Here is a 3,337-nt window from a genome sequence, read left to right as displayed (position 1 = left end):
GTGATGATGCTGTCGAGCTCGGCGAGCCGTGCTTCTTCCGCTTGCTGTGCCAGTGCGTCAGCTTGAGCCTTGAGTTCGAGATAGGTAGCCATAAATGCGCAGGGAGATCCTCTTAGAAATTTGGGAGTGGGCAAATAGCCCATGGGTATTAGGCGACGTCGTCGACTACAACATGCACAGTATAGTCCTCTGAGTGCATACGATAGGCGGCGCCATTGTTGTGATTATCGGCAAGGCGGGAGACCAGAATTCGATGAGACTGCGGAAGGCGCGGTGGAAGCCACTGCCAGCGAAGCACAATCGTAAAGTTGAAATAATAGAAGCTATCAAATTTTTATATGTGAGAGCAAAATTGACACGCTGACCTGAGACGTTTCTTGTAGCCATTCGGCAAGTGAGTTCTCTTTTATCCTAGAGGCAAGGAGAACTCGATGAAGAAGCGATTTACCGACGAGCAAGTCATCCGAATCTTACGCGAGGCCGAGAGCCGGGACGAGCCGGTGAAGGATCTGTGCAAGCGCCACAACATTTCGGAACAGACGTTCCATCGTTGGCGCAACAAGTTCGGCGGGATGGACGTGGCTGACACGCGTCGGCTCGAAGAGTTGGAATCGGAGAACGATCGGCTCAAGCGGCTGATCGCCGAGCAGATGCTTGTCATCGACGGCCTGAAGGAGTTCAGCCAAAAAAAATGACCACCCCGACGGGCCGGCGCGAAGCGCTGGAAGTCCTGACTCGGCGGGGGCTCTCGCAACGCAAGGCATGTCGCTACCTGGGACTGAGCCGCCGAGTTGCGACCTATACGCTCAAGCAACCGGAGAAGGATCGGAGTCTGGGCGAGAGGCTGATGGCGGTGGCGCAAGAAGTGCCGCGCTTCGGCTATCGCCGGATGTCGGCCTGGCTGGCGTTGAGCGAATCGCGCGTGCGGCGAATGTGGCGAACCCTACAGCTCAACATTCCGCGGCGACGTCCTCGCCGACGTCGTTGCGGCAACGACATACGCCCGCCAGGCGCCACGCAGCCCAATTCGGTTTGGAGCTATGACTTCGTGCACGATCAACTGGTGGATTGCCGAGCGTTGAAGATGCTATGCGTGATCGATGAATACACCCGCGAGTGCCTGGCGATCGAGGTCGGCGCCAGTCTGCGGTCGCAGGATGTGATTCTGACGCTGTCGCGACTGATGCGCCTGTACGGCAAGCCCGCGTTCGTTCGGTCTGACAACGGCGCCGAATTTACCGCTGCCAGAGTCATGCGCTGGCTGCGGGATGCGGCCATCGGTCCGGCCTTCATCGCGCCCGGCAGTCCGTGGCAAAACGGCTTCGTCGAGAGCTTCAACGGCAAGCTGCGTGACGAATTGCTGAACCGGGAGTGGTTCAGCAGCCGCGCCGAGGCCAAGGTGCTCATCGAACGCTGGCGGCAGTTCTACAATGAGCGCCGGCCGCATAGCGCACATCGCTATCAACCTCCCGCCACGGTCCGTCGAGCCTGGCTGGATTCCGATAATATCGACGCGAGACTCACTGCCCGAATGGCTACAAAATTCCGCCTCAGGTCACCATTTCTCGCCGCAGAGCTGATCCCGCGCGGGTGCGCGACCGATTGTCTCTCAGCCATCCGCTGTCGATATCTTGAACTTTGACGTCAATTGTTCAGCATATTGAGTCGTGCAAATTCTTCTATGTCAATTGGTGTTAAATTAAAAAATGAGATTGCACTATCGCAAAATAATATATGTCACCATTTCTGCTGAGAAAATTGCTACTGGAGACCTTGGTGAGTCGAACAAGAATTCTGCCGTTTGCTTTTGCACTTATTTTGTCCGGATGTGGTGGAGACGCACCCGCCTTGTCGCAATTTAACGTCGACGAACAAATTTCTCAGCAACAGGCAGTATTAGTTGGCATGGGCAAAGAGACGTCGAGGAAGCTGGACGCATTGCTCTGGCAGCGAGCAGCGATCTCAGGTAGTAGTACGGGGCAGATCATCGAGTCCCTGTCACGGGAATTTCTTGGAACGCCATATCGGGGTGATACGCTGAAGGGATCATCGGATACTCCAGAACAACTTGTCATCGACTTCAGTGGAGTGGATTGCTTCACCTATCTTGATTATGTCGAGGCCGCGAGAAAGGCGGTCACGAAAGAGGGTTACGTTGATCAGCTTGTCCGGACGCGCTATGTAGATGGAGAAATCAGCTTCCTGCGTCGTCGGCACTTCTTTACGGACTGGGCATATAGGCAGCAAGTACTTGCCGACGATGTAACCGGTGCGATTAGCGTTCATGCCGTTACGCTTGAGAAGCAACTCAATAAGAAAGCGGACGGTGGATCATACCTGCCGGGATTGCCGGTTGTTAAACGAAATGTCACCTACATCCCAAGCGAATTTATCGATGACAAGGTTATCAGTCAACTTAGAACGGGGGATTTTATTGGAATTTATGCGAAAGCGGATGGTCTAGATGTGACGCATGTCGGATTTTTTGTTGAGACCGATAATGGTCCGGTGCTTCGTAACGCGTCCTCGAAGAAGGCTAATATGAGGGTTGTAGACTCTCCATTCCTTGAGTATGTGGAAAGCTCGCCAGGCATCGTCGTGCTTCGCCCGCGGGTATAGCAAAGCACAGCCACAAGGAGCCTATCTGAATCCTTGTGAGTGAGGCATAAACTAACGGCCAAGGAGAATGAAATGAACGCATCCCACCCCCACGGTCGAGTGAGAGGAAAAGGAAGGGTGGACCCGTTCGGGCCGACGGCATCGAAGTCCCCATGTGGAAAATGCACGCATTGTTCAGGCAACCGGAGGATCCACGATGAACAGTAAGGCAGTGGGCGTCGACATCGCCAAACAGGTGTTTCAAGTGCATTACTTCGATCAGGAAACGGGCGAGATCGTGAACAAGCCAATCAAGCGGGGCCTGTCAGGAATTTTGTGTTTAAGGCATAACATGCTCCCAAGGAGAGTTTATGCCTCGCAAACCGAAAGCCCAGCCGGCGGCTCTGCCGGCGATTCCGGCCGAGCTGCTCGAGCAGTTCGGCAACGGTCCGATGACAGCCGAAGCCATCAACGCCGCGACGTTGGCGCTCAAGAAGGCGCTGATCGAACGGGCATTGGGCGGCGAGATGAACCATCATCTCGGCTACCCTCCCGGTGCTGCCAAGCCGGTCAACGCCACGAATCAGCGCAATGGCAAAGGGGCCAAGACGGTTCTGACCGAAGACGGCCCGATCCGCATCGAGGTGCCGCGTGACCGCGACGGCAGCTTCGAACCCATCCTGATTCCCAAGCACGAACGGCGCTTCACGGGCTTCGACGACAAGATCGTCGCCATGTA

Annotated in this window: 2 protein-coding genes and 3 pseudogenes; 4 read left to right on the top strand and 1 reads right to left on the bottom strand. The window is 55.3% G+C overall.

The features are described 5' to 3' along the window. Positions 1–92, bottom strand: a pseudogene (locus WT24_RS35205) (H-NS histone family protein); the annotation flags it as partial. A gap of 339 nt (positions 93–431) precedes the next feature. Here WT24_RS35205 and WT24_RS03820 point away from each other — a divergent pair. The 4 genes and pseudogenes from WT24_RS03820 to WT24_RS03810 all read left to right on the top strand — a co-directional run. Continuing rightward, positions 432–1,528 (top strand): annotated as a pseudogene (locus tag WT24_RS03820) (IS3 family transposase); the annotation flags it as partial. 206 nt (positions 1,529–1,734) lie between these two features. Then, positions 1,735–2,619, top strand: coding sequence for a DUF1460 domain-containing protein (locus tag WT24_RS32085; RefSeq protein ID WP_082742087.1), 885 nt, complete (start codon positions 1,735–1,737; stop codon positions 2,617–2,619). Between the two features lie 196 nt (positions 2,620–2,815). Then, a pseudogene (locus WT24_RS34165) lies at positions 2,816–2,917 on the top strand (IS110 family transposase); the annotation flags it as partial. Positions 2,918–2,969: 52 nt separating this feature from the next. After that, the coding region (locus tag WT24_RS03810) for a transposase (RefSeq protein ID WP_179949306.1) at positions 2,970–3,337 on the top strand (368 nt) is incomplete at its 3' end.

Source organism: Burkholderia sp. MSMB1078WGS (genome assembly GCF_001528895.1).
Classification (GTDB): domain Bacteria; phylum Pseudomonadota; class Gammaproteobacteria; order Burkholderiales; family Burkholderiaceae; genus Burkholderia.
The sequence above is the reverse complement of the archived record's forward strand: the minus strand, read 5'-3'. Positions and strand labels throughout refer to the sequence as shown.

What these genes read in the sequence shown, in the direction of transcription:
- WT24_RS32085 (WP_082742087.1), top strand. Translation starts at nt 1,735, where the DNA reads ATGTCACCATTTCTGCTGAGAAAATTGCTACTGGAGACCTTGGTGAGT.